25 protein-coding genes are annotated in these 24,388 nt (G+C 50.7%); all 25 read left to right on the forward strand.

Annotation, left to right across the window (positions count from 1 at the left end; all coding sequences use genetic code 11):
- The first annotated feature begins 90 nt into the window (after window positions 1-90).
- The 25 genes from CVU77_01685 to CVU77_01805 all read left to right on the forward strand — a co-directional run bounded on the left by CVU77_01685 (window position 91) and on the right by CVU77_01805 (window position 24,388).
- Window positions 91-1,044 (forward strand): GDP-mannose 4,6-dehydratase, encoded by a 954-nt coding sequence (locus CVU77_01685; GenBank protein PKN02159.1) that lies wholly within the window; start codon window positions 91-93, stop codon window positions 1,042-1,044.
- The gene (locus CVU77_01690; GenBank protein ID PKN02160.1) at window positions 1,041-2,102 is read left to right on the forward strand and encodes a glucose-1-phosphate thymidylyltransferase; all 1,062 of its coding nucleotides are present in this window, start codon (window positions 1,041-1,043) and stop codon (window positions 2,100-2,102) included. The genes CVU77_01685 and CVU77_01690 overlap by 4 nt, the downstream gene beginning before the upstream one ends.
- A gap of 28 nt (window positions 2,103-2,130) precedes the next feature.
- On the forward strand, window positions 2,131-3,117 hold the full coding sequence (locus CVU77_01695) for an LPS biosynthesis protein WbpP (GenBank protein PKN02161.1): 987 nt from the start codon (window positions 2,131-2,133) through the stop codon (window positions 3,115-3,117).
- Window positions 3,114-4,127 (forward strand): dTDP-glucose 4,6-dehydratase, encoded by a 1,014-nt coding sequence (gene rfbB / locus CVU77_01700; GenBank protein PKN02162.1) that lies wholly within the window; start codon window positions 3,114-3,116, stop codon window positions 4,125-4,127. The genes CVU77_01695 and rfbB overlap by 4 nt, the downstream gene beginning before the upstream one ends.
- Window positions 4,124-5,023, forward strand: a complete 900-nt coding sequence (rfbD, locus tag CVU77_01705) for a dTDP-4-dehydrorhamnose reductase (GenBank protein ID PKN02163.1) — start codon at window positions 4,124-4,126, stop codon at window positions 5,021-5,023. Before rfbB ends, rfbD begins: the two co-directional genes overlap by 4 nt.
- 18 nt (window positions 5,024-5,041) lie before the next feature.
- Window positions 5,042-6,334 carry a UDP-glucose 6-dehydrogenase gene (locus CVU77_01710; GenBank protein ID PKN02164.1) on the forward strand — a complete coding sequence of 431 codons (1,293 nt, stop codon included), beginning with the start codon at window positions 5,042-5,044 and terminating at the stop codon, window positions 6,332-6,334.
- Window positions 6,335-6,547: 213 nt separating this feature from the next.
- A complete protein-coding gene (locus CVU77_01715; GenBank protein PKN02216.1) occupies window positions 6,548-7,483 on the forward strand; it encodes an NAD-dependent dehydratase in 936 nt (311 codons plus the stop codon).
- 3 nt (window positions 7,484-7,486) lie between these two features.
- The gene (locus CVU77_01720; protein ID PKN02165.1) at window positions 7,487-8,203 is read left to right on the forward strand and encodes a hypothetical protein; all 717 of its coding nucleotides are present in this window, start codon (window positions 7,487-7,489) and stop codon (window positions 8,201-8,203) included.
- The gene (locus tag CVU77_01725) at window positions 8,196-9,146 is read left to right on the forward strand and encodes a GDP-fucose synthetase (GenBank protein ID PKN02166.1); all 951 of its coding nucleotides are present in this window, start codon (window positions 8,196-8,198) and stop codon (window positions 9,144-9,146) included. Before CVU77_01720 ends, CVU77_01725 begins: the two co-directional genes overlap by 8 nt.
- Before the next feature lie 4 nt (window positions 9,147-9,150).
- Window positions 9,151-10,185, forward strand: coding sequence for a polyhydroxyalkanoate biosynthesis repressor PhaR (locus CVU77_01730; GenBank protein PKN02167.1), 1,035 nt, complete (start codon window positions 9,151-9,153; stop codon window positions 10,183-10,185).
- The gene (gene neuC / locus CVU77_01735) at window positions 10,178-11,311 is read left to right on the forward strand and encodes a UDP-N-acetylglucosamine 2-epimerase (hydrolyzing) (protein PKN02168.1); all 1,134 of its coding nucleotides are present in this window, start codon (window positions 10,178-10,180) and stop codon (window positions 11,309-11,311) included. Before CVU77_01730 ends, neuC begins: the two co-directional genes overlap by 8 nt.
- A 7-nt stretch (window positions 11,312-11,318) precedes the next feature.
- A complete protein-coding gene (locus CVU77_01740) occupies window positions 11,319-12,023 on the forward strand; it encodes a CMP-N-acetlyneuraminic acid synthetase (GenBank protein ID PKN02169.1) in 705 nt (234 codons plus the stop codon).
- Entirely contained in the window at window positions 12,020-13,000 is a 981-nt protein-coding gene (locus tag CVU77_01745) for a hypothetical protein (GenBank protein PKN02170.1), read from the forward strand. The genes CVU77_01740 and CVU77_01745 overlap by 4 nt, the downstream gene beginning before the upstream one ends.
- Window positions 12,997-13,959 (forward strand): myo-inositol 2-dehydrogenase, encoded by a 963-nt coding sequence (locus CVU77_01750; protein ID PKN02171.1) that lies wholly within the window; start codon window positions 12,997-12,999, stop codon window positions 13,957-13,959. The genes CVU77_01745 and CVU77_01750 overlap by 4 nt, the downstream gene beginning before the upstream one ends.
- A gap of 19 nt (window positions 13,960-13,978) precedes the next feature.
- The gene (locus CVU77_01755; GenBank protein ID PKN02172.1) at window positions 13,979-15,193 is read left to right on the forward strand and encodes an SAM-dependent methyltransferase; all 1,215 of its coding nucleotides are present in this window, start codon (window positions 13,979-13,981) and stop codon (window positions 15,191-15,193) included.
- A complete protein-coding gene (locus CVU77_01760; protein PKN02173.1) occupies window positions 15,193-16,287 on the forward strand; it encodes an erythromycin biosynthesis sensory transduction protein eryC1 in 1,095 nt (364 codons plus the stop codon). Before CVU77_01755 ends, CVU77_01760 begins: the two co-directional genes overlap by 1 nt.
- A 30-nt stretch (window positions 16,288-16,317) precedes the next feature.
- A complete protein-coding gene (locus tag CVU77_01765) occupies window positions 16,318-16,776 on the forward strand; it encodes a hypothetical protein (GenBank protein PKN02174.1) in 459 nt (152 codons plus the stop codon).
- Window positions 16,777-16,792: 16 nt separating this feature from the next.
- Complete coding sequence (locus CVU77_01770) at window positions 16,793-17,788, forward strand: hypothetical protein (protein ID PKN02175.1); 996 nt, start codon at window positions 16,793-16,795, stop codon at window positions 17,786-17,788.
- Between the two features lie 10 nt (window positions 17,789-17,798).
- Complete coding sequence (locus CVU77_01775) at window positions 17,799-18,419, forward strand: methyltransferase (GenBank protein PKN02176.1); 621 nt, start codon at window positions 17,799-17,801, stop codon at window positions 18,417-18,419.
- Window positions 18,420-18,433: 14 nt separating this feature from the next.
- The gene (locus CVU77_01780) at window positions 18,434-19,459 is read left to right on the forward strand and encodes a hypothetical protein (protein PKN02177.1); all 1,026 of its coding nucleotides are present in this window, start codon (window positions 18,434-18,436) and stop codon (window positions 19,457-19,459) included.
- A 2-nt stretch (window positions 19,460-19,461) separates the two neighbouring features.
- Window positions 19,462-20,397 (forward strand): nucleoside-diphosphate sugar epimerase, encoded by a 936-nt coding sequence (locus CVU77_01785; protein ID PKN02178.1) that lies wholly within the window; start codon window positions 19,462-19,464, stop codon window positions 20,395-20,397.
- Window positions 20,394-21,434, forward strand: a complete 1,041-nt coding sequence (locus tag CVU77_01790; protein ID PKN02179.1) for a hypothetical protein — start codon at window positions 20,394-20,396, stop codon at window positions 21,432-21,434. The genes CVU77_01785 and CVU77_01790 overlap by 4 nt, the downstream gene beginning before the upstream one ends.
- Entirely contained in the window at window positions 21,422-22,852 is a 1,431-nt protein-coding gene (locus CVU77_01795) for a hypothetical protein (GenBank protein ID PKN02180.1), read from the forward strand. Before CVU77_01790 ends, CVU77_01795 begins: the two co-directional genes overlap by 13 nt.
- Before the next feature lie 7 nt (window positions 22,853-22,859).
- On the forward strand, window positions 22,860-23,918 hold the full coding sequence (locus CVU77_01800) for a hypothetical protein (GenBank protein ID PKN02181.1): 1,059 nt from the start codon (window positions 22,860-22,862) through the stop codon (window positions 23,916-23,918).
- Window positions 23,915-24,388 (forward strand): acyltransferase, encoded by a 474-nt coding sequence (locus CVU77_01805; protein ID PKN02182.1) that lies wholly within the window; start codon window positions 23,915-23,917, stop codon window positions 24,386-24,388. Before CVU77_01800 ends, CVU77_01805 begins: the two co-directional genes overlap by 4 nt.

Consider the following 24,388-nt stretch of genomic DNA (forward strand, 5'->3'; position numbering starts at 1 on the left):
TTTTGGTTTCATCTTTCAAAAAATGTAGAATTTGCGGTCCGCGCGTCGACGACAAAATGACCGCGCAGAACATACGTCAGGGAGAAATTTATGAAAGCGCTTATCACGGGCATTACCGGTTTCGTCGGAAGTCACATGGCCGACTATCTTCTTTCCAGAAAAGATTGCGAGGTCTTCGGGGTCGCCAGATGGCGTTCCAGCGACGTAAATATCAAGCACGTAAAAGATAAACTCAAAATTATCGAATGCGACCTGAGGGATATGACGTCGGTGGAAAAGGCCGTCGAGACGGTCAGGCCGGATTTAATATTTCATCTGGCGGCGCAGTCATTCGTGCCCACGTCGTGGCACGCTCCGCAGGAAACCATAACAACCAATATCATATCGCAGCTGAATATTTTTGAGGCCCTCAGAAAACTGCGGATCGACGCCCGCGTACAGATAGCTTGCTCGTCGGAAGAATATGGAATGGTGTATCCGGACGAGACGCCTATCAAAGAAACGAACCCTCTGAGACCGCTGTCTCCCTACGGCGTTTCCAAGGTGGCTCAGGATATGCTCGGATACCAGTATAACCGCTCCTACGGCACAAAGGTCGTGCGCACGAGAGGTTTTAACCACACCGGCCCGCGCCGCGGAGACGTTTTTGTGGAAAGCAACTTCGCCAAACAGATTGCTCTCATCGAAAAAGGCAGCCAGGAACCCGTGGTTTTCGTAGGCAATCTCGACGCGCGGCGCGACTATACCGACGCCCGCGACATGGTGCGCGGATATTTCGCGGCGCTTGAAAAATGCGAATTCGGAGAAGTGTACAATATATGTTCCGGCAATGACTGGAAAATAAAAAAAGTTCTGGACACGCTTTTATCGATGAGCAAGGTCAAAGTCGAAGTCAGGCCCGACGCCGCCAGGATGAGACCGTCGGATGTGGAAATTCTCGTCGGAGACAACACAAAGTTCAGGAAAGCGACCGGCTGGCAGCCGCAGATACCGTTCGAGAAAACCCTCGAGGATATTTTAAACTACTGGAGAGCCAATATTTGAAAGCGCTTATACTTTCGGGCGGCAAAGGCACGCGCCTGCGCCCTATCACCCATACTTCGGCTAAGCAACTGGTCCCCGTGGCCAACAAGCCGATTCTTTTCTACGGTATCGAGGCCATAGTCGACTGCGGAATCACCGACATAGGAATCATTGTGGGGGAAACCCGCGCCGAGATAGAAGCCGCCGTGGGCGACGGCTCCAAATGGGGCGCCCGCGTCACGTATATTCCGCAGGAGGCGCCGCTGGGTCTTGCTCACGCCGTGAAAATCGCCGAGGACTTTATCGGCGGCGAGCCGTTCGTCATGTATCTGGGCGACAATCTCATCAAGGACGGAATAAAACCGCTGGTTTCCGAATTTGCCGTCTTGAAACCCGCCGCGCAAATACTGCTGGCGCATGTGCCCAACCCCATGCAGTTCGGCGTGGCCGAACTTAAAAACAACCGTGTCGTCCGTCTGGAAGAAAAGCCCGCCGAACCCAAGAGCGATCTGGCTCTCGTGGGTGTCTACATGTTTAACTCCGCCATATTCGACGCCGTAAAAGCCATACGGCCTTCCGGGCGCGGAGAGCTGGAAATAACCGACGCGATACAACATCTGATAGATACCGGCGCGGAGGTAAAGCCGCACGTTATCAACGGATGGTGGAAAGATACGGGAAAGCTTGAGGATATGCTCGAGGCCAACCGCATAATTCTTTCCACCAAGAAAAAATCCCTGCGCGGCTCGGTCGATTCGTCGTCGACAATAGAAGGACAGGTCGAAATCGCCGAAGGCGCGACCGTTAAAAACAGCACCATTCGCGGTCCCGCCATCATAGGCGAAAACACTTCGGTCATTAATTCCTACGTAGGGCCTTACACGTCGATATACTACAACGTCACCGTCGAGAATTCCGAAATAGAACACTCCATAATTCTTGAGAATTCCCGCATAATCGACGTAAAACGCCTTGAGGATTCTCTCATCGGGCAGAACGTGGAAATATCGCGCACGCGCAAAAAACCCGCCGCATACAGGATTATGGTCGGCGATTCGTCGAGGGTGGAGATTATATGAGTCCCCGCAAAAAAGGGTTGGCAGGGCTGTGAAAAAAATATTTCTCGTAACCGGCGGCGCCGGCTTCATCGGATCGAATATCGTCGAAGAACTGCTGAGGCGCGGACAAAGCGTGCGCGTGCTGGACAACTTCTGCACCGGAAACAAAGAAAATCTGGCTTTCGCCCTTGACGGCGGTTCAAAAATGCGCGGACAGCTTGAAGTCGTAGAAGGCGACATACGGGACAGAAAAGATCTATCGAAAGCCCTTAAAGGCGCGCACACGGTTCTTCATCAGGCCGCGCTGCGCTCGGTGCCACGTTCCGTCGACGATCCTTTCTCCACGAACGACGTCAACGTGGCCGGCACGCTGGAACTGCTGGCGGCCGCCCGCGCGGCGGGCGCCAGCCGGGTGGTGTACGCTTCGTCGTCGTCGGTCTACGGCGATTCGCGCGTCTTCCCGCAAAAAGAGACGCAAACGCCGTCGCCGCTTTCTCCTTATGCCGTAAGCAAACTTGCGGCGGAAAATTATTGCAGAATATTCGCAAAAACTTTCGGCCTGGAAACCGTCAGTTTGAGATACTTCAACGTTTTCGGGCCCCGACAGAATCCCGAGTCCAAGTACGCGGCCGTTGTCCCCAAGTTCATAGAAAGCGCCGCGAGGGGAATTCCTCTTGAGGTGCACGGCGACGGCAAGCAGTCGAGGGATTTCAGTTACGTCTCTAATGTGGTGGCCGCCAACCTTGCCGCCGCTGCCGCGCCTTCCTCGGTCGCCCGAAGCGGACCGGTATTCAACGTTGCCTGCGGCGAAACGCACTCTTTGTCCGAAATGATAAAGATTCTGGAAAAAATATTCGGCCGGCGCCTCGCCGTCCTACGCGCGCCGACCCGCGCCGGCGACGTAAGGAAAACTCGGGCGGACATAAGCGCCGCAAAAGAACATCTGGGATACTCCCCGTCGGTGAGCTTTGAAAGCGGTATCGCAATGACTGTAAAATGGTATCTGGCGTCCCGCGAAAGGAGAATATCTAAATGAAACTGATAGTCACCGGCGGCGCCGGATTTATCGGTTCTAATTTCATAAGGATGCTTTTGAAGTCGGGGCGCGATTATAAAATTCTCAACTTCGACAAACTCACTTACGCGGGCAACCCCGACAATCTGCGCGACGTCGAACGCGCCCGCGGCTACGACTTTATAAAAGCCGACATCTGCGAGAGTTCCCGCGTCCGACGGACGGTGTCGAAATTCAAACCCGACGCGATAATAAATTTCGCCGCCGAGACCCACGTGGACCGTTCCATAATGGGCGCCGGAGATTTTGTCAAGACCGATGTTTTCGGAACTTACACTCTGCTTGAAGCCGCGAAGGAATTCGCCGTGGGACGTTATATTCAGATATCGACCGACGAGGTTTACGGCTCTATCGACCGGGGTTCATTCAGGGAGACCTCCGCCATTAGTCCCAACAGTCCTTACGCCGCATCCAAGGCCGCGGGCGATATGCTCTGCCGTTCGTATTTCGTGACATACGGCCTCAACGTAATAATAACCCGCTCGTCGAATAATTACGGGCCGTACCAGTATCCCGAAAAAGTCATACCGCTTTTCATAACGAACGCGCTGGAAGACGCTCCGTTGCCGCTTTACGGCGACGGGAAAAACGTGCGCGACTGGATATACGTGGAGGACAACTGCCGCGCCATAGGGATAGTCCTGCGCAAAGGACGCGCCGGCGAGGTTTACAACATAGGCGGCGGCTCGGAAGTCGAAAACATAAAATTGGCCTCGAACATTCTTAAAATTCTCGGCAAGCCGGAGACGCTCGTTAAAAGAGTCGGCGACCGTCCGGGTCACGACCGCCGATATTCGCTGAACGCCTCTAAGACGGGGAAACTCGGATTCCGTCCGTCGACGGATTTTGCCGAGGGCCTTAAAAAAACCGTCGACTGGTACCGGAGCAACACGGCGTGGTGGAAAAAACTCAAGAACGCGGACTTCAAATCTTACTGCCGCAAGCAGTACGGAAAACTTTCTGACAAATGAAAATACTCATTACGGGAGTGTCCGGACTGCTGGGTTCCGAAATATATTCCCGCATAAGCCGCAAGGATAACGCCGACGTTTTCGGCCTGAGCCGAAAACGTCCCGAAACAATGGATCCGGCTTTCCACATAGCCGCCGACATCGGCGATTTTCCGACGGTATATTCCAAAATCACCGCCATCAACCCCGACGTCGTTGTGCACGCGGCCGCAATGACCGGCGTTGACGATTGTCAGCGCAATCCTGATGCGGCCTACAGAATCAACGCCCTCGGCGCCAGAAATGTCGCCGAAGCGGCGCGGAGGTTCGACGCATATCTGATATCGATATCGACGGACTATGTTTTCGGCGCGCGTCCGCCCGAAAATCCCGACGGCTACGATGAAATGGAGCCGCCCGCGCCCGTGAACGTTTACGGCAAGTCCAAGCTTTGGGGCGAATATCTGACGCGAACGACGGGGGCCATGCACTGCGTCGTAAGGACTTCGTGGGTTTTCGGATCGCGGCGCGCAAATTATGTTTCTGCCGCCGCGGACGCCGGGCGGGAGGTTTTCGCGGCGTCGGATATGAGCGCCTGTCCCACTTACACTGTCGACCTGGCCGAGGCCATTCGCCTGCTTGTAGACAGCGCGGAATACGGCGCGGCGCGCACGGGCGTATACCATTTGACCAATCAGGGCGCCGCTTCAAGATATGAAGTCGCGCTTTTCGTCGCCAAAACTCTCGGACTTCCGGTTAAGCGCGTCAAGAAAATATCCGTGGCGGCGCTGGGACTTCCGGCGGCCAGACCCGCGTGCTCTTCTTTGAAAAGCCGCCTGTGGCCAGCCGAAGGATTCAAGCCGCTAAGGCCGTGGCGCGAGGCCGTGGCCGATTATCTCTCATCGAATATTACTTAAAAACGGGAGTGTAACACCTTGAAAAAAATATGCGTGATAGGAACCGGATATGTGGGGCTTGTTACCGGAGCGTGCATGTCCGAACTCGGACACAGCGTAATCTGCGTCGACAACGACGCCGCGAAAATCCGCGGGCTTAAAAAATTCATAATGCCCATATACGAGCCGGGCCTAAAAGAACTCGTGGCGGCAAACGTCAGGCGCAAACGCCTGACATTTACCACGGATACCGCCGCCGCCGTCAAAAAATCCGAGGTGATATTCATAGCGGTGGGCACGCCACCCAGGGAAGACGGCTCCGCCGATTTGTCTTTCGTCGAAAAAGTGGCCGGAGACGTTGCGCGAGCGATGACTTCGTATAAACTCATCGTCGATAAATCCACCGTTCCCGTGGAAACGGGAGACCGCGTGGAAGAGACAGTCCGGCGGAATCTCAAAAAAAACATACCCTTCGACGTTGCGTCCAATCCCGAATTTTTGAGAGAGGGCTCGGCGGTAAAGGACACTTTCAAGACGGACAGAATTGTCGTGGGAGTCAGGTCCGCGCGGGCCGAAAAAATACTCAGGGAAGTTTACGCGCCCATAAAAGCTCCGATGCTGGTTACCGACATAAAAAGCGCGGAAATCATCAAGCATGCGTCCAATTCGTTTCTGGCCGCGAAAATATCTTTTATCAACGGCGTGGCCAACGTCTGCGAGCGCGTCGGAGCCGACATTAAGCAGGTTGCCGAGGGGATGGGGCTTGACAGACGAATCGGCAAGTCGTTCCTGAACGCGGGTATCGGCTTCGGAGGATTCTGTTTTCCCAAGGACGTCGAGGCGTTTATGTGGATATCGGGAAAACTCGGCTACGATTTCCCGATGCTTAAAGCCATAAAGACAATAAACGAGACGCAGAAAGCGCTTTTCGTCAAAAAAATCGAGGAGGCGCTCTGGATTATCAAAGACAAGACCATCGGAGTGCTGGGGCTCTCATTCAAGCCGAACACCGACGATATGAGGTTCGCCCCGTCGATAGACATAATAAAAACACTTCAAGCCGAAGGCGCCAAAATCAAGGCCTACGATCCCGTGTCGATGCCGAAAGCCCGCGGAATTTTAAAGAATGTGAAGTATTGTAAAAATCTTTACGAGACGGCCCGCGGCAGCGACTGTCTGGTAATACTGACGGAGTGGGACGATTTCGCGGCGATGGACTTGTCTCGCATAAAGAAACTGCTCAAACACCCCATAATTCTCGACGGGCGCAATATGTTCGAGCCCGCCAAAATGAAAAAACTCGGCTTCGTTTACACCGGAGTGGGAAGATAAAAAGCGGATGCGGCGGCCGACGGATGGAGTGCATTCATAAGCGTTCTGCGCCGAATATGATATAATATCTGTTCGGTTTTACCGTCTGATTCCGCGATTTTGCGCACGGGCGCGCAAAAAACGCTTTGTGAGCTCTCAAAGACCGGATTTAATTATCAAATGAATACCAAGAAACGCTCCATCGGGGTATCTCCTCCGTCGAACAAGGGCAGTATGCGAGTCCTTATAACCGGCGGCGCCGGTTTTATAGGCAGCCACCTGTGCGACTATTTTATATCGAAGAAACACTCCGTAATCGCGCTTGACAACCTCATCACCGGATCCCTTAGAAACATAGAACATCTATTCGGCCATCCGCAGTTTAACTTCGTAAAACACGACGTAACAAACTATATTCACGTGGGCGGAAAAATAGACGCGGTTCTTCACTTCGCCTCGCCGGCAAGCCCGATAGATTATCTTAAATATCCGATACCGACTCTGAAAGTGGGGGCGCTGGGAACGCACAAAGCGCTGGGCTTGGCAAAAGAAAAAAACGCCATGTTCATGCTGGCGTCCACATCCGAAGTTTACGGCGACCCTCTTGAGTCGCCTCAGAAAGAATCCTACTGGGGAAACGTCAATCCCATCGGCCCGAGGGGAGTTTACGACGAGGCCAAACGTTTCGCGGAAGCTATGACTATGGCCTACCGCCGCTATCACGGGCTGGATACAAGGATAGTGCGGATATTCAACACTTACGGGCCGCGTATGCGCCTGGCCGACGGCAGAGTGGTTCCGAACTTCATTTATCAGGCGCTTCACAACAAACCTCTTACGGTATACGGGAACGGAAAGCAAACCAGAAGTTTTTGCTATGTTTCAGATCTGGTCGCGGGCATCTACGGACTTCTGCTGTCCGGAATACACGAACCCCTCAATCTGGGGAATCCCGAAGAAAGAACCATAAATGATTTCGCGAAACTGATTTTAAAGCTTACCGGATCCGGCAGCAAAATAGTACGCCGGCCGCTTCCGGTCGACGATCCCAAGGTCAGGTGTCCGGATATATCAAGGGCAAAAAAGAATCTTGGCTGGAAACCCGAGGTCGATTTGCCGGTCGGCATCAAAAAAACGATTAACTTTTTGGATATGCACAGGGAGGCATAAAATATGATTGAAAAAAATGGTTTGACGGATGTTATTGCCATAGACGATATACTCGCGGCTTTGCGAAAAAAATGGGGCTATATTTTGATTATTGCGGTAACTTTCGGCGCGGCGGGACTGGTGCATCAACGCCTTGCCCGGGAAGTCAAAATATACGAAGCCGAAGCGTATATCAGCATAGGATATTTTTCCGGCAAGGTGCTCGAAAAACCCTCGACCACAAAAATAATAATGAACGTGACCGAAAATTGGGTCAAACTTGCCAAGGTGATAGGCCTGAAGCCCACGCAAAACAATTTGAATGTCCTGGCGGCAAAAGTTTCGCTGGTCGCGGAGGAAAGCGATGTGTTGCGAATCGGGGCCAGAGCTTCGTCGCAGGAAGAAGCGTTGCTCATAGTCACATACCTGTCCGAAACCATACTGTCGAATCACAGCGTCCTTTTCGAAAACGCTCTGAAAAAAAGGGAAGAGATGCTGTTGTTATTGATACAAATGCATAAAACATCTATATCATCCATATCATTGTATCAGGTGGGCGAACTGATTCCTTCTAAAACCGAGATGCTGGTCAAACCCTACGTGAGCGATACCCCCGTTAAAGTTATATCCAAGAAAAACTCCGGCTATGTGGCTTTTGGGCTCGGGCTGCTGTTGTCGTCGGCTTATTTTATGATTACCGCGAAAAAGCGGTCGGATTCATCCGGAGGCGAGCGTGGGTGATATTTTTTCCGAAAAAAGATTCGCGGTAACCGGCGGAGCCGGTTTTCTTGGCGCCCGCCTGACGGCGCGTCTGAAAGAAAGGGGTGCGAAGTCGGTGTTTGTCCCCGTCATAGAAAAATACGACCTCACGAAAACGGAAGATATAAGAAGAATGTACGACGACGCTCGTCCGGATATTGTGATACACCTTGCCGCCAAAGTCGGAGGCATAGGGGCGAACCGCGAGAAGCCCGGCGAGTTTTTTTACGACAATCTTATGATGGGCGTGCAGCTTATGGAAGAAGCGCGCCTGCGCGGCGTCAAAAAATTTGTCGCGCTCGGAACTATCTGCTGTTATCCCAAGTTCACGCCCGTGCCGTTCAAAGAGGACGACTTGTGGAACGGCTACCCCGAAGAAACCAACGCTCCCTACGGCCTGGCAAAAAAAATGCTTCTGGTGCAGTCGCAATCTTACCGTCAGCAATACGGTTTCAACTCGATATTTCTTATGCCGGTAAATCTCTACGGCCCGGGCGACAACTTCGACCCCGCGTCGAGCCACGTGATTCCCGCGCTGATAAAAAAATGTTTCGACGCTATTGAAAACGGCGACAAAGAGATAGTCGTCTGGGGCAGCGGAAAAGCCACCAGGGAGTTTCTCTACGTCGACGACGCCGCGGAGGGAATAGTCCTCGCCGCGGAAAAATACGACAAGTCGGAACCCGTTAATCTCGGCGCGGGCTTTGAAATAACCATAAAAGACCTTGTAGAAAAAGTGGCGGCTATCGCCGGATTTAACGGCAAAATAACCTGGGACGCCTCAAAACCCGACGGCCAGCCGCGAAGATCGCTCGATACGTCGAGGGCCGAAAAAGAGTTCGGTTTCAAGGCGAAAACGGCCTTTGAAGAAGGCCTCAAAAAAACTATATGCCGGTACGCCGCCGGCCGCAAGACGTCCAAGTAAAATCATGAGTTCTTTCGTCATAGGTAAACGCACTGTAGGCGATGGTCAAATTCCCCTTGTGATTGCGGAGGTGGGCATTAATCACGAGGGCGATTTATCGAAGGCCATGCAGATGGTGGACGATGCCGCCGTAGCCGGCTGCGAGTGTATAAAATTTCAGTCCCACATAATCGAAGACGAAATGATCCCCAACAATGTTATCCCGGGGAACGCCTCTGAGTCCATATGGAAAATCATGGACAGGTGCAAACTGACGGAGTCCGAAGAGAAAAAACTGAAAAATTATACCGAATCCAAAGGTATGATGTTTCTGTCAACACCCTTTTCCAGGGCAGCGGCTGACCGACTTGAAAAAATGGGGGTGACCGCTTACAAGATCGGTTCAGGCGAGTGCAATAATTATCCCTTAATAGAGCATATCGCCGCGTTCGGGAAACCGGTGATATTAAGTACCGGGATGAACGACATAAATTCCATTCGCATAAGTGTTGACATCCTTCGGAAGCATAAAGTGCCGTATGCGCTCCTGCACTGCACTTCTATATATCCGACTCCCTACGAGAAGGTGCGACTCGGCGCTCTGCTCGATCTGAAGAACAATTTTCCGAATGTCCCTGTGGGTTTGAGCGACCATTCCATCGGGAATTACACCTGTTTTGCCGCGGTGGCGCTGGGGGCGGCCATCCTTGAAAAACATTTTACTTCAAGCGCCGCATGGCCGGGTCCTGATATCCCCATATCCCTGACTCCTCCCGAGCTATCGGACCTTATCCGCGGCAGTCGCGCGATTTATGCGGCTATGGGCGGCGAAAAAAAGATTTTGAAGGAGGAGCGGCCTACTATCGACTTTGCATATGCGTGCGTAGTCGCCATAAGGGATATAAAGCCCGGGGAAGTATTTACTCCGCGGAACATATGGGTCAAGCGCCCCGGAACGGGGGAGATTAAGGCGCTTCATTTTCAAAATATTCTCGGCAAAAGCGCGACACGCGAGATCGAAAAGAATGCCCAGTTGAAATGGGACGACATAAATGAGTAAAAAAATATTATTCTTGACCGGAACAAGGGCCGACTTCGGAAAGATAAAACCTCTGGCCAAAGCTCTTGAAAAGCAAAAACAATTCGCGGTTCATATGTTTGTCACAGGCATGCATATGTTGCCGCGATACGGATATACCGGCGAAGAGGTTCGCAAAAGCGGTTTTAAAAATATTTACTACTTTATAAATCAACGTTTGAACGATACGCTGGATACGATACTTTCCAACACAATAATCGGGTTGGGCAATTATCTTACTTTATTGAAGCCGGATATGATCATTGTACACGGCGACAGGGTAGAAGCGCTGGCCGGAGCAATAACCGGCGCATTGAATAATTTTTTAGTCGCGCACATAGAGGGCGGCGAGGTTTCCGGCACCATAGACGAGTCAATTCGTCATTCCGTCTCCAAATTGGCGCATATACATTTTGTATCCAATCAGGTGGCCGGTAAACGTTTATTGCGCATGGGGGAAAATAAAGAAAATATTTTTGTTATAGGATCTCCGGACGTCGATTTGATGTTATCGCCGGGGCTCCCTTCCATAGACGAAGTAAAAAAATATTACGATATCCCTTTCCGCGATAACTATTCCATCCTCATATACCACCCGGTTGTCACGAAAATTCACGATATAATGCATAATTTCAAACAAGTTATGCAATCAGTGAGTGAATCCGCTAAAAACTATGTGGTCATTTATCCAAATAACGACCCGGGCGGCAATATAATAATAGAAGAATTGGCGTTATACGCCTCTAATCCCCGCATAAAAATATTTCCTTCCATAAGGTTTGAATACTTTTTGACGCTCTTGAAAAATTGCGAGTTCATAATAGGCAATTCCAGCGCGGGCATAAGAGAAGCCCCCATATATGGAGTGCCGACGATAAATCTGGGCACTCGTCAGACCGGAAGATTTAAGCACGATACCATAATCAATATCAACGAATCGAAAACGGATATTCTTAAGGCCATAGGCCAAATTAAGAAGATGATAAAGAAGCCGTCATATCACTTCGGAACGGGTAAAAGCACCGACAAATTTCTTGCCACAATGAAAAATGCGAGCATCTGGAAAATCGAATTGCAAAAATATTTTATCGACCTGAATAATTACTGATATCACTGTGTATAAAAACCAAAGAATACTGGGTATAATTCCCGCAAGAGGGGGGAGCAAAGGCCTGCCGCGCAAGAACATACGGGTTATGGGCGGCAAACCGCTTCTGGTCTGGACGATAGAACAAGGGGCGCGAAGCAAATATTTGGATAGAATCATAGTTTCAACGGACGATAAAAAAATTGCTCGCGTAGCCGCGCGGCACGGCGCCGATGTGCCCTTTATAAGACCGGCGCGCTTATCCACTTCCCGCGCAAAATCCATAGATGTAGTTTTGCATTTGCTAAACCGGCTTGTGAAACGCGGTGAAAATTACGATGTCCTCGTGCTTCTTCAACCCACCTCGCCTCTTAGAAAAACCGGCGATATAGATAAAGCTTTGCGGCTTATGGACTTAAAGGGCGCGGATTCCGTGGTATCAGTATGCGAAACCGAACATCACCCTTACTGGCAAAACACTTTACCGCCCGACGGCAATATGAAGGGTTTCGTAAGGAAGAAGTATATCAATCGCAATAGGCAGGAATTCCCGAAGTATTACCGCCTGAACGGAGCTTTGTTCGCGGCGCGCGTCGGCTATATCAGAAAACATAAAAACTTTTTCGGCCCGCGCTGTTATGCGTATATTATGCCCAAAGAAAGATCCGTGGACATAGACACGGCTCTGGATTTTGGATTCGCCGAATATCTGATGAAAAGAAAGAAGTTATGAAACATATAGTTGTCATAGGCGCCGGACAAATAGGCGGCAGGCATCTGCAAGGTCTGTCAAAATTGGCAATGCCCGCCGCCATAAGCGTGTTAGACCCCTCCGGGGATTCGCTGCGTATCGCCGCGGAACGGTTCAAAGAAGCGGGCAACGCTCCTCAAATCTCCGGGGTTTCATTTCACAAAAATCTATCCGGACTTGAAAACGAAATAGATTTGGCCATAATCGCCACAAACGCGGATGTCAGGGCCGAGATTACGAAAGAACTGGTAACCTCCAAAAAGGTTAAAAATATAGTTTTTGAAAAAGTTGTTTTCCAGAAACTCTCCGACTTTGCGGAAATCCTCGATATTTTAGAACGGAAGGGAATTAAAAGCTGGGTGAATTGCCCGCGCAGATATTATCCGTTCTACAGAGATTTTCAAAAAGACCCGGCGGCGGACGGCCCCAAAGTTATCACCGTTGTCGGAGGGAATTGGGGGCTCGCGTGCAACTCTGTCCATTATATGGATTTGGCCGCTTTCCTGGGCGGAACCGCCGTATGCGAAGTCGACGCGTCGCATCTGGATAAGGGCTTTGTCGAGAGCAAGAGAAAGGGGTTCAAAGAAGTCAACGGAACCCTGTTTGTTTCTTTCGCCAACGGAGATAAATTGATATTGTGCTCTCAGGCGTGGAAGGCATCCCCGCCTGTAATCGGCATTGTGGGCGAAAATGTCCGCTTTATAATAGACGAAAGTGCCGGTGGGGGATATTACGACCGGCGAGGCGCCGATAGCAGCCAATGGCATCCGGTTCCTTGCAAGCCGCTTCTTCAAAGCGAACTTACCGCCGTTATCGCCCGTGACATATTGAGCGCCGGGCGCTGTCATTTGAGCGATTTGAGCGATTCGGCAGCGTTGCACGCGCCGCTTTTGAATGCTCTATCCGAACATATGGAAACCGCCGCCGGCCAAAAAATGGAAAGGTGTCCTATTACATGAAAACCGACAACTCGAAAATATGGCTTGTCGGCGCAGGCCCGATGGCTGTAGAGTATGCGAAAGTTCTCACCGCCATGAAAACCGGTTTTACAGTTATAGGCAGATCACAAAAATCGGCCGGTGAGTTTGCCGCCAAAACCGGCATAGAGGCCGTGACGGGAGGCGTCGAACGCTTCGCGTCGGGCGGCAGAGAAACCATCCCCGCAACGGCGATAGTATGCGTATCCGCCGAGGGTCTTGCATCAGCCGCAAAAACGCTTATTTCCTCCGGCGTAAAAAGAATTCTGGTTGAGAAACCCGCCGCGCTTAGCCGTGTCGAAGTCCGCGACTTGCTGGATACCGCGTCCCGCCATACGGCCGAAGTGTTCGTGGCGTACAACCGTCGCTTTTATTCTTCCGTCATGGCGGCTGAAAATATCGTGCGGGAAGACGGCGGCGCGACGTCGTTTCATTTTGAGTTCACCGAGTTAAGCCATATAGTCGAAAAAGTCGCCAAAGCCGACGAGGTCAAGAAAAAGTGGTTTCTGGCCAATTCCACCCACGTGGTCGATCTGGCATTTTATCTGGGCGGGAAACCGTCGGAGATTTCCTGTTACACTTCGCAGGAGCTGACTTGGCATCCGTCGGCCGCGGTCTTTGCGGGCGGCGGCGTCAGCGAAACCGGCGCGCTTTTTTCCTATCACGCAGATTGGACGTCGCCCGGCAGATGGGGCGTGGAAATTATGACTAAAAACCGTCGGATTATATTAAAACCACTGGAAGAGCTCCACGTCCAGAAAAAAGGGAGTTTTACCGCGGAAAAAATCGAGATCGCCGACCATCTTGATAAAACTTATAAGCCGGGATTGTTCAAACAGTGCGAAGAATTTATGTCGGGGCCGGTCATCCGGCTAAAAAACCTGGGCGAACAGGCCGCCGACATGGACATTTACTTTAAAATGTCGAATTATAGAGAATAAACAACACCCGGAGGAAATGATGAAGAAGTGCCGCTCCTGCGAAACCCCGATAGAACCGTTTATGTCTTTCGGCAAAATGCCGATAGCCAACGGATTCCTGACCGAAGAACAATTCGCCGCGGAATATTTTTTCGAGATGAAAGTGGCTTCGTGCCCCAAGTGCGGCCTTTTTCAGCTTACCGAACAGCCCGAAAGAGAAAAAATGTTCAACGAAAACTATGCCTTCTTCTCCGGAACGTCGAAACTAATGGCCGTTCATTTCAAAGAATTTGCCGACGACATAAAAAAGAAATATCTGGGAAATGACCCTTTCGTCGTCGAGATAGGGTCTAACGACGGGATAATGCTGAAAAACTTCGCCGAAAGCAAGATAAGACATCTTGGCATAGAACCCTCAGCAAATGTCGCCGACGTCGCCAGAGCAAGCGGAGTCAATACGGTCTCGGAATTTTTTGACAAGGACCTTGCCGAAAAAATAGTGGCTCAATACGGCCGGGCGAACGCGTTTTTAGGCGCCAACGTGATGTGCCACATACCCTACATACATTCCGTCGTCGACGGTATAAAAACGCTTCTTGCGCCCGACGGCGTGGTCGCCTTCGAGGATCCTTATCTCGGCGACGTAATAGAAAAAACCACCTACGACCAGATTTATGACGAGCATGTGTTTCTTTATTCGGTGAATTCGGTCAAATATCTTTTTGAATCGCACGGAATGGAAGTTATAGACGCCCTCCCGCAGGAAACCCACGGCGGTTCTATGAGATATGTCATCGCCAACAAGGGAAAGCGTCCGGTTTCAGAAAGAGTCGCCGCTCAACTCGCCAAAGAAAAACAACTCGGACTTGACAGGCCGGAAACATATTTGAAATTCAAAGAAAACTGCGAAAGATTCAGGAGCGAGCTTGTGCGGCTTCTGGAAAACGTGAGGTCAAAAGACAAAAGCGTAGTCGGTTATGCCGCCACATCCAAAAGCACAACTATCATCAACTACTGCGGCATTACCGCCGGGCAAATAGAATACATTTGCGACACCACGCCGATCAAACAGGGGAAATTCAGCCCGGGCGCGCATATACCCGTGAAACCCTATGAAACTTTCAAAGATAAATATCCGGACTACGCGCTTCTGTTCGGATACAACCACGCAAAGGAAATTATGGCCAAAGAAACCAAATTCAGCGAAGCGGGCGGCAAGTGGATAGTGTACGTTCCGGACGTCAGGGTGCTCTGATGATACTCTGCGCCAACCCACTCGCGCAGTATTTAGTCCGCAAAAAAGAAATAGACGATGCCGTGGCGCGCGTGCTTCAGAGCGGCTACTACATCCTGGGACCTGAAACCAAGGCATTTGAGCGGGAATTTGCCGGCTACACAGGAGTCCGGCACGGGATAGGCGCGGGCTCCGGCACCGAGGCGCTCCACCTGGCGATTGCTTCCTGCGGTGTGGGTACGGGAGACGAAGTTATAACCACGGCGCATACGGCGGTAGCGACGGTGTCCGCAATTGTATCGGCCGGAGCCGTTCCGGTTTTCGCCGACATAGAGCCGGATTTTTATACCATTGATCCGGCAAAAATAGAAAGTTTGATTACATCCAAAACGAAAGCCATCGTGCCGGTTCACATCTACGGCCAGCCGGCGGATATGGACGCTATTATGGCGATTGCCCGCAAGCGCGGGCTGAAAGTTATAGAGGATTGCGCCCAGGCGCACGGCTCAGGGTATAAGGACAGGAAAGCCGGTTCATTCGGCGATGCGGCGTGCTTCAGCTTTTACCCCACAAAAAATCTCGGCGCCGCAGGCGACGGCGGGATGGTGCTTACAAACGACCCCGCCATCGCCGAAAAAGCCGGATTGATGAGGGAGTACGGTTGGAAAGAAAGATATGTAAGTTTTATGCACGGCTGGAACTCGCGCCTGGACGAAATACAAGCGGCGGTTCTGAGAGTCAAGCTTAAATATCTCGACGCGGACAATGCCCTGCGCCGGAAGGCGGCCGCCGTATATGACAGGGAGTTGTCATCCCTGCCGGTTACCCTGCCGCGCGAACGTCCCGGTTCTTATCATGTGTTTCATTTGTACGTAGTGCGTACGCCAAAACGCAATATGCTGATGGAATCCCTGAAAAAAATCGGCATAATGCCGCTGATTCATTATCCGGTACCCGTGCATCTTCAGCCGGCATATAAACAATCCGCGCCACTGCCCGCGACGGAAACGGCGGCGGGAGAAATATTGTCTCTTCCCATGTATCCGGAAATAACCGACGCGCAGATAACCGCTGTTTGCGGCGCCGTCAAGAAATTTTTCAACGGCGAATTGTGAGCCGCGATTTGACATAAAGAGAGGTTTTTTATGATAGAAGGCGTAGTGATGAAAGAGCTTGTTACACACACGGATGAGAGAGGATATTTCCGCGAGATAATAAGAAAGAGCGACGATTTTTTCAGGGAGGGCTTCGGGCAATTAAGTGTATCCCGCATGAATGCGGGTGTTGTCAAAGCGTGGCACGTTCACAAGAAACAGATAGATTGGTGGTACGTCGCTTGCGGAACACTGAAAGTCGTACTTTATGATACCAGAAAAGATTCGACCACATATAAACAAATAATGGAAATCTTTATGGGCGACAACTGGCCGTCGGTTATCGTGAAGATACCGGCCGGAGTGGCCCACGGCTGCAAATGCTTAAATGGCCCGTCGGACCTTTTTTATGTCACTTCCGGAGTGTATGACACTAAGGAAGAAGGCCGCATATCTTATAACGACAAAGAAATCGGTTACGACTGGTTGAAAGGCCCCGAGATAAAATGATCTATCGGTCAAAGCAATGACAGAAATAACGGAATCCTTCAAAAACAAAACTATCTTAATCACCGGCGGACGCGGGTATCTTGCCGACACGTTGGTTGCGCTTTTGCGTGGCACGGATTGCAAGGTAATCCGTGCGGATATCAAACCACCGGAAGCGGCGACTCCGCGCGCCGGCGAATCACCCGAGATAGAAGAAATTGTGGAGGATATCGGGGTCTCGGGAATAAGCCCGGAATTATTGCGGCGGGCCGATATCATTTTTCATTTTGCCGCCCAGACCAGCGTTTACAGGGCGGAGGAAGATCCCGCCGACGACTGGCGCATAAACGTTATGCCTATGCTTTCGATGCTGGAAACATGCAGAAAAAATCGCCATTGTCCGACGGTGCTGTTTTCCGGCACAGTCACGGTAACCGGAATGTCGCAATATCTTCCGGTGGATGAAAAACATCCCGATGCGCCCATGACGATTTATGATATACACAAGCTCACCGCGGAAAATTATCTTAAACATTACGCCGCATCGGGATTTGTTAAGGGTTGCGTTCTGCGGCTGGCCAATGTTTACGGCCCCGGTAAAAAAAGCAGCAGCGCCGATCGCGGCATACTGAACCTGATGGCGCGCAAAGCTCTGGCCGGAGAAGATATAACCCTCTACGGAGACGGAAACTTTACCAGAGATTACATATACGTCAACGACGTCGCGCGGGCTTTTCTGACGGCGGCATCAAAGATTGATCTTCTAAACGGCAGACATTTCGTTCTTGGAAGCGGCACGGGGCATACTGTATCGGAAGCATTTTCCATGGTGGCTGAAATGGCGATGGCCAAAAAACCCGGAATTAAATCCACGGTCAAAAGTGTTCCCGCCCCCAAAAACCTATCGCCCATAGAAAACAGAAATTTCGTCGCCGACCGCTCGGAATTCACCAAACTTACGGGCTGGGCGCCGGAATACGACCTGAAAACCGGCATTAAATCCACAATAGATTCCATATACCCCCGAAATTAGGACGGTTACTATGAACAAACAAGAAGACATAAGAATAAATGTTGGCTGCGGCGGACGGCCCCTCGCCGGTTACGTAAATCTCGATATGGATACCGTGGATGAACTCAGACAACGCTATCCGGACAACTCATTTCCCGACGACCTCAAAATTTTTCAGTACGATATATTCAACCTGCCCTATCCTGATGGAACGGTCGCGGAGATAAGGGCGGATTCTCTCGTGGAACACTTATCTTTTACCGAGGAGCCCCTGTTTTTCGAAGAAGTAAAGAGAGCGCTGCGCCCCGGCGGACTTTTTATTTTTTCAACCCCCGACTTCGAGGATACGGTAAAAAAATGGCTGGCCGCAAAAGATGAGTGGAAAGATTTTTTCCGCTCGGATCCGGAAGCCGTGGCCAAACAGCACTGGTTCGGGCAGTACTCCTACTCCACCGCAAGCAGATGGGGTTATCTGACGGCAAGCATTTTCGGTTCGCAGAGTTCGACGGGACAAGGTCATAAAAATTGCTACACGATACCAAAAATTAAGGCCATTCTCGCCCGCATGGGTTTTGAAGAGGAAGAAATATCAACATACAGATGGAAAGGCGACCGTGAACTTATGATACTCGCAAAAGCGAGAAAAAAGTGACTACCCGAGGTACTATGAAAAAAATCGACACCTGCGCCATCGCTTCATCAGGCGGCATAACACTCAAAAATAAAAAAGTTCTCATAACCGGCGGTCTCGGCTTTATAGGATCGAACCTTGCCCGCCGATGTCTGGAACTCGGAGCGAAAGTTGTCATATACGATTGTCTGGATCCGCACTCCGGCGGCAACCTTTATAACATAAAAGACATAAGAAACGACACCGAAGTTATTTTGGGCGATATACTTAATTTCGACGAACTTATTAAAAGCATCGTCGGTCAGGATATTGTATTTAACTGCGCGGCGTCCACTTCGCATCCTTTTTCCATGAAGGAACCCTGGATAGACCTGGATGTCAACTGCCGCGGCGTGATAAACCTTCTTGAAGCCGCGCGCCGCTTCAACAGGGAAGCCAAGTTTATCCATATCGGAACCAGCACTCAGATAGGCCGGCTCCACTACAATCCGGCGGACGAAAACCACCCGGAATTCCCGACCGATATATATTCCGCCAACAAGAGTGTCTCCGAAAAATATGTGCTCCTTTACGGCAACGCGTACTCAATCCCGGCCACAGTAGTGAGATTCGCCAATATATTCGGTCCGAGGGCAAGCATACACAGCCCTGATTTTACCTTCGTAAATTATTTCATAGGCCTCGCCATGCAGAATAAGAGTATCACTGTTTATAAACCCGGCAGGCAGCTGAGAAATGTCACCTATGTGGACGACGCCGTTACGGCTCTGATTATGTCGGCGCTTAGCCGCGAGACCGACGGCAAGGTCTATTTCGCCGTAAGTTCGGAACATTTGAGCGTCGCGGATATCGCCTCGAAAATAACGGAAGTCGTAGGGGGGAAATTGAATCTTGTCGACTGGCCGCCCGAAAGAAAAAGCGTGGAAATAGGCGATGCCGTAATAAGCAATAAGAAAATAACCGACACTCTGGGATGGAAACCCGCATACAACTTTGTCGACGGTCTGGCGGAGACAAAAAAATACTACGCAAATTGCATCAAAGAGTATATCCCGAGGTAAATATGAAACTACTTGTCACAGGAGCTCTCGGACACATCGGCTCGCGTCTGATTCGGTCGGCATCGGATAAAGGTATAGAAGAAATCATCATAATCGACAATCTGTCCACGCAGAGATATTGCTCTTTGTTCGATTTGCCACGGGGCGTAAAGTATAATTTCATCGAAGACGACATACGCTCCCCCGGCATCAACGAGCATTTTAAGGGTGTCGACGTGGTTATCCATCTGGCCGCCATAACCGACGCGGCATCTTCTCATGACAAAAGAGACGAGGTTTTTTCCGTAAACCTTGAGGGCACAAAAAATGTCGCCGAGGCCTGCGCGCGCAACGGATGCAAACTGATATTTCCTTCCACCACCAGCGTGTACGGCACGCAGGAAGAAATTGTCGACGAAGAATGCCCGGAAGAAACCCTAAAACCGCAAAGTCCGTACGCGGAAAGCAAAATAAAAGCCGAAAAACTTCTGTGCGGATTGGGCGAATCTTCCGGACTCGATTTTCTTATTTTCCGCCTGGGGACAATATTCGGGGTTTCTCCCGGCATGAGATTTCACACGGCGGTCAATAAATTCTGCTGGCAGGCCAGCGTCGGGCAGAACATAACGGTCTGGAGGACGGCGATGGGCCAGAAGCGGCCGTATCTGGACATAGCGGATGCGATCGACGCGTTTTATTTTGTCATCAAAAACAATATTTTCGACCGAAGAATTTACAATGCCGTTACCCTGAATGCTTCCGTAAGGGAAATTACCGGCGCAATAGCGGAGCATATTCCGTCGTTAAAAATAGAACTCGTGGACTGCGCTATAATGAACCAGCTCTCTTACAATGTTTCCAATAAGAGATTTACCGGCAAAGGATTTAATTTCCGCGGAGACATAAAAAAAGGCATAGCCGAAACCTTGCGGCTTTTGAGCGCGGTGGCTTGTAAATGAGCAGTGCCACCATAGTAACCACGCCGCACTACGGGCACAAACTTCTTAAATCTTTCCTCGCTTACTACGCGTTGTTTGACTTTCCCTGTCCCATACTGGTGCTGGATTCCTCGGAAACTCCGGCCGACCAAAGCGAAGTATCGGCCATTCTTTCTCACAAAGCGGTCAAGCACATTTCTTATCCGCATGATACGAGGTTCGAGGACAAACTCTCCGACGGGCTAATGCACGCGGCCACGCCTTACGCCGCCGTATGTTCCGAGGACGATTTCATAACTCCCGCGGGACTGACCGCCGCGATGGCTCATCTCGATAAAAATCCCGACTATGCTCTGGCTCACGGAAGATATGCCGTATATACCGCGTCGGCCGATAGGTCAGGGAAAACCGATTTTCACGCCGCTCCCGTGAATTCCGGAACATCCGTGACGGATTCATCGGCGATAGACAGGGTTTGCCGAAACCTGGCCGAATACCGGCTGGCCACTTTCAGCGCGCTGCACAAAACTGAAGTTCTGCGGAGAATTTGGAACGAAACTCCGAGACATACCGACGATATGAGATTCGGGGAACTTTTGCCTTCGTCGCTTTCTCTGATATACGGCAAAATGGCTTTTTTGGATACTTTTTACTGCGCCAGAAGAACCGGAGTGAAATCTACCGGGCAGAGCGTGCTCTCTCTGACGGATTACATAGAGGACGGAACCTATATTGCAAAATACGACCGGTTTAAAAAATGTCTTTTATCCGCATTGTCCAAAGAATCCCCGGATACGGACATATCGACAGCAGGCAAGCGAATAGACAATGCCATGGATGAATATTTCCTTGCGCAATTCGGCGCCACGCCCTCCCTGATGAATAAAAACCACGGATTACTCACAGTCGCCCGTAAAATAAAGCGTTGGATAGCGCGCGGTTTTGCCGTTGTGCCGGCAATATCCGCCTTCGGCACCAAGCTGACCGATACAGATCCGGACTTTCAGGAACTTATCCGCATTAAGGAAGCCGTTCTTAACGAATCGTGTCAAAACTAGTCAAAAATACTTTTATATACACTCTCGGCAACGCCCTGGTTCCGTCGATGGGCTTTATTTTGCTGCCCCTGTACGCCAAATATCTTACGCCGGCGGATTATGGCATAGTCGCGGCAATGGCGACACTAAGCGGGGTGCTGGCCATTCTATACACTCTTTGCGCCGAGCGCGCGGTTTATAGATTATATTATGATTACAAGAGCGAAGCCGACAAAAAAATCTTTCTGGGATCGGTGGCTACATTTACCATAATCCTGTCAGTGGCGGCGGCCGCCTTGCTTTTTATTTTCAGTAATGCGGCGGGGTCTCTTTATAAATCCATACCGTTTCATCCCTACTACGCCTATACCATAATGACCTGTTTGTTTCTGACGTTTTCTTATATCCCTTTGATAAACCTCAGGGTGACGGAGCGGGCGGGAGAATTCGTGATTCTCTCGTCGGGCCAATTTCTGCTTACTACGGCCCTCATTGTTTTTTTTGTATGCGTAAAGCGGGAAGGTGCGGCGGGACAGCTTAAAGCCACTTTTCTATCGGCGCTTATAGCCGCGCCTGTCTATTTGTATATCCTCGGCAAAATAGCGACTCCGGGAATAAACAAGCGTATAATCGGCGAAACTTTGCGCTACAGTATGCCGATGGTTCCTTCTCTTCTGACGGCATGGGTGCTTAACCTCTCGAGCAGGATTTTTCTGGAACGATACTTCACTCTGGCCGATGTAGGCGTCTTTTCTCTCGCGCATAAAATAGGAACTTTGGGACTGGTTATATTCGGCGGATTCAACGCGGCTTACGCCCCGTATTTTTACAAGATGGCCAACGACGCGACCGATATATTGCAGTCCAAAAACAAACTGTCGCGCATAAACGACGTATATACGGTACTGGCGCTGGCATCCATTTTTTTTGTCGCTCTTTTCACCAAAGAAGTTATGGAGACATTTATAGATTCGAGATATTCCTATGCCTACGGCATCGCCAGGGTAGTATTATACGCCTATTATTTTTCGGCGCTTATGAGCTTGGCCGGCCTTTCAATAACGCAATCTAAAAAGACAAAACAGGATATGTACATATCGCTTATTGTGGCTGTGCTAAACGTAATGCTGAATCTGGCGCTGATACCGCGCTTCGGCATCAACGGCGCGGCGGCCGCGACTATTTTGACCTTCGTATGCGGATACGCCATAGAATATGAGTACTCTAAGAGATGCTTTTTCGTTCAGACGGGCAGGTTTCGTCTTATGACTTATATTGCGTGCTCCGGCGCCATACTGACCGGCTACCATTTTTATCTGGAACGCTGGCCGTTATTCGCATTTATTTCCAAGTTGGTTCTTGCGGCTGCAACGGCCTACGGCTTATTGCGCATGGATGAAATACGCAATATCCTGAAACTCAAAAAAATCTCCGCCTGACTTCGTTATGGATATATACATTTGCTCGTCTTCTATGGCCGTATCCGCCATACTGACCCTGCTCGGTCCCGATCCGGAGCGGGGAAAGTTTAAAATTATCACGACATATCCCGCCGGCAGAATGATTATGGGCAAACTCTACGGCGACGAGAATGTGCTGTCGGTTGAAATTCCGGCGCAAAACCGCAATTCCATGAGGCCTGCGCGTGCCATAAATGGAGCGCTGGCAGTTTTATCCGTGCGGCTATCCGCCGGAAAGATACTCTCCTCATACAGCGGACACCGTGTGCATTTTTTCTCGGTGGCTTTTGCGCCCGTAGAGTTTTGGATGGTTAAAAAACTCTCGGCAAACAATAAAGTGATATATCATCAGATAGTCGCCAAACCCGCCGGGTTCAAAAAAACTCTTTCGCTTAAAACTCTCGTTTACAAAGCCGCCTACCGGATTCTTTACGGTATGGATGTCGAAGTCGGTTACGGCGGCGGCAGATATATAACCTACATGCCGGCGTCTTTCTACGCGTCGACCGTATCGGAAGAACATTTATGGGACAAGCCCCTCGTCATAAAAGAAAACGCCGCTTTTCTTGACAAATTGGGACTGGACTTAAAAGGCAAAGAGATTTTACTTGCGCCCCATGATTCGCCCGGCAACGGAATCACCGGCGAAGACGAGTATTTGAAACGGATGGACGAACTTATAAAAGCGCTGTCAAAAAATGGATTGCTTGCCAAAACAGCCCTTAAACCGCATCCTGTGTGGCGGCGTCTTTACGGGATGGAAAAAGATATAAGTGTGGCCGCGCCGGACTATGTGACATCGGAAATTATAATGTCGAGTTTTAACTGTGTAATAAGTTATGCCAGCGCCGCGCTTATATGGGCGGCCAAGTCCGGCAAACACGCTATTTCTCTTTTGGATTATATAGACCCGATAGACCCCGAATGCAGAGAAATCTATCGTCGCTATCTTGACGGAGAATCGAACGGCAAAATATGCTATCCTAAGAACATAGATGAAATAATTTCGGCCGTCGGGCTCGGTTGCGACGGGAGAAAATCATGATAAAGTCCCTCGCCGGAATAGGCGCAAAGACGTATCGTTTGGTTTCCCGTGTGCTTAGGCGGGCATACTGGTCTGCCCGGCTCAGGAAGCTTGGCGACGACGCCGTTTTTTACAAGGGCGTGATCATACACGCGCCCGAAAATGTAACCGTGGGGGAAGGCGCGCGCATAGGGGATTATGTGGTTGTATGGGGAGGCGGGGGGGTGGACATAGGCAATAACGTGCTTATAGCCGCGCACGCCGTTATTACGTCGCAGAGCCACGATGCCCGCTCCGACATGCGTGCCACCACCGCAGTAGCCCGCAAAATTTCTCTGGGCGACAACGTATGGATAGGCGCCGGCGCCGTAGTTCTGCCGGGCGTCTCCATAGGCGACAATGCCGTTGTGGCGGCCGGCGCCGTCGTAACCAAAGATGTTGCCGCTTCCGATACGGTGGCGGGCGTGCCCGCGAGGTCTATAAAAAAATGA

The sequence above is a fragment of the Elusimicrobia bacterium HGW-Elusimicrobia-1 genome, from assembly GCA_002841695.1.
Classification (GTDB): Bacteria; Elusimicrobiota; Endomicrobiia; order PHAN01; family PHAN01; genus PHAN01.